Annotated in this window: 2 protein-coding genes; both read left to right on the forward strand. The window is 37.2% G+C overall.

Features of this window, described 5'->3' with window-relative positions; all coding sequences use genetic code 11:
* Positions 1–532 precede the first annotated feature (532 nt).
* Entirely contained in the window at positions 533–1,348 is an 816-nt protein-coding gene (locus KKC46_02895) for a hypothetical protein (GenBank protein ID MBU1052761.1), read from the forward strand.
* Between the two features lie 86 nt (positions 1,349–1,434).
* On the forward strand, positions 1,435–2,499 hold the full coding sequence (locus tag KKC46_02900; protein MBU1052762.1) for a toll/interleukin-1 receptor domain-containing protein: 1,065 nt from the start codon (positions 1,435–1,437) through the stop codon (positions 2,497–2,499).
* The last annotated feature ends 289 nt before the right edge of the window (positions 2,500–2,788 follow it).

Raw genomic sequence — 2,788 nt, forward strand, 5'->3', positions numbered from 1 at the left:
CCGGAAAATCTTGTTAAGCGCCCAAAACACCAAAACTAAAATTCCAGCGCCCAGGATATTCGGTAAGTAAGCGATAATTTGAGTTGAAAGAGATTCTAAATTCACGGATTGAAAAAAATGCTTTATCATATAACTATCTCCTTTATTATTACGAGCTATCTCAAAAAACAGATTACGTTCACTGACAAGGCGTGAGGTGATGAAAATACAGGCAGATAATAAGCTCTATATGATTATGAGTCAATTATCATTTACGAATAGTACAGGCTTATCAAAGGTTTTCTGGTTTGCTGATATCATGCGGTTATGGAAAGATATCTTAGATGGTAAGTTCCTATAAAAAGTATTGTCACATTAACGATTACAGCAAGTTGATACTCTTGAAAAAGCTTAAAGTGGCTTTTCATTGACAACTTCCTGAAAGAAATCGATCAAACCTCCTCACTAAATCAGTAGATTTCTAACACAAATCATGCTAACAACTTATCGAATCTAAAAGGAAACAATTCAATATATTGTTATATTATAAAAAATGACACCAAAACCACCGACAATAGGGTTTCAAAAAGAGTGGCAAGATTTTTTTGACAAGCACCCATTGTGGCCAGAAAAATACAAACTACTCACCTCAACTTTATCTAAGATTTTTAATCGCGAAATTACAACAGTTAGCTTTGCCGACAGTATTGTCTTTCACTTGGGTCGCTTGTGTGTCGAAGACTTTAATGAAATATTTTTACTCTGCGGCAATGGCTATGGGATAGGTAGTCTTAAAATATTGAGGGGGTTGTATGAGCGTGTTGTTACACTTGGATATATTTCTGACAATCCCACTCAAGCTGAGTCCTTTTTAGAATATCATCACATTCACAAGGGCAAAATGCTAATTCATGCTAAAGAATTCTTCGACTTAGAAAAAATTATTGATGCAAAAGAACTTGAAACCGCAAAAAATAATTATAAGACTTACAAGGATAAATTTCAAGAAATTGACTGTAAAAGATGTAAAACAAAAAGAACCATGTTTTCTTGGTCTAAACTCGACACCTTAGCTATGGCTCAAAAAATTGGTTTAGATGGTTTGTACTTTCCAGGCTTTTTCTATCCAACATTACAGACACATACCACGCCGACATCTTTAATTTCAAGGATGAAGGTCAAAGAAAATGGGAATATAAGTTTTGACGGAAGTGCTCAACATGAGTGGGCCAGTAAATCTCTAATAACTGCCCACAATCTTATAATATATGTTCTCACGTTTCAGAATACCTATTTCAAGCTAAATATTGACTCTGAAATTGAAGAACGTAAAAACGATTTTCAAGAAATGTGGGCCATTACAGAATAAAAAGATGTGGCAATATGGCCGAGTCTTTACACTTACGGCTGATTTCGCTGTTATACTTTCTCGGGAAAAATGTCTGTGGAGGTAATATGAAAATTTTCATTAGTTGGTCAGGAACTCAAAGTAAAAGAATAGCTCTCGCTTTAAGAGACTGGATCCCATATGTTCTTCAAGAAGTTGAGCCTTGGATGTCAACCAAAGATATTGATGCTGGGTCCCGTTGGGGCAGAGAAATAGAAAAAGAATTAGAAAATACCGATTTTGCAATTATTTGCCTTACTAAGGAAAACCAAAATGCTCCTTGGATTTTGTTTGAAGCAGGTGCAGTTGCCAAATCAATGAACGAATCTTATGTGTGCCCATTTCTAATCGATATGGCTCCTGCGGATATAAACCAAGGGCCACTTTCTCAATTTCAATCCAAAAAAGCGACGGTAGATGACACAAGGGATCTTATATCAGCGATCAATAACTGCCTTAAAGAAAAGGCCTTGTCTGAAGAACGACTTCAAAAAACATTTGATGCCTTTTGGCCTCAATTAAAAGCCATTTTAGAGCAGGAACCTTCACAGGAGATAGTCGAGGATCAAGTCAGGTCGGTTGATAGCATGAGCCAAGAGATTCTTGAAATTGTAAGAAGTATGGCCCATGAAAGCCAAGAAAAGTACAGGATTTTAAAATTATCTGGGGATATAGCATTTTTACGAAACATGATTCCTACCTACTTTTCGGGCGTTCAAAAGGAAATAGAGAATATTAAAAGCCTAAATGGTGAAACTCCAAGAACAGCATCTTCTCATAGTAGATTTTGTGAAATTATTATAACTTACCCACTATTAGAAGGAAAATATTCAGAAAAAATGGTTACGATATCGTCAAAAGATAAAGTAACTAATGTCTTAAATCGTGTGTGGGATATTTTAAATTCAAATTCATCATTTAAACCAGCTCCGCATACATATCTTTGGGATTGGATAATGATTAGAAAAAAAGATAATTTACCGCTTTTTATCAAAGGTGTTCAGTATCTTATATCAGCACATGAAATTTTCTTTGAATCGGATGAATGGGAAGTTTTACCTATAGATGAACCAGCACTTATTAATTCTAAAAGGTTTGGCTTCGAAAAAGGACGCTCAGACAAATGGTCTTGATGAATCTTGAAATATAAAAATATAATCGGGTAGCCGGGGGTTTTAACCCCCAGCCCCCACACCACCTGGCATGCGGGTCCGCACCAGGCGGTTCACGAAGATAATCGGGCCGTAGCCGGATCAAGGTAGCAACCCACAAGGCAGTTATTGCAGATTGACCCCAGTGGCAGATCATTCCATGACGCGTCCGAAAATATGGCTCCCCCGTTCGGGTTCATCGCCTATCGAAGCTCATGGGGCCTGACACTTTCTTCATGTTCGGCCCTTCAGTGGGGTGAGTCCTCCACGA

The sequence above is a fragment of the Pseudomonadota bacterium genome, assembly GCA_018817425.1.
Lineage (GTDB): Bacteria > Desulfobacterota > Desulfobacteria > Desulfobacterales > RPRI01 > RPRI01.

What these genes read in the sequence shown, in the direction of transcription:
- KKC46_02895 (MBU1052761.1), top strand. Translation starts at nt 533, where the DNA reads ATGACACCAAAACCACCGACAATAGGGTTTCAAAAAGAGTGGCAAGAT.
- KKC46_02900 (MBU1052762.1), top strand. Translation starts at nt 1,435, where the DNA reads ATGAAAATTTTCATTAGTTGGTCAGGAACTCAAAGTAAAAGAATAGCT.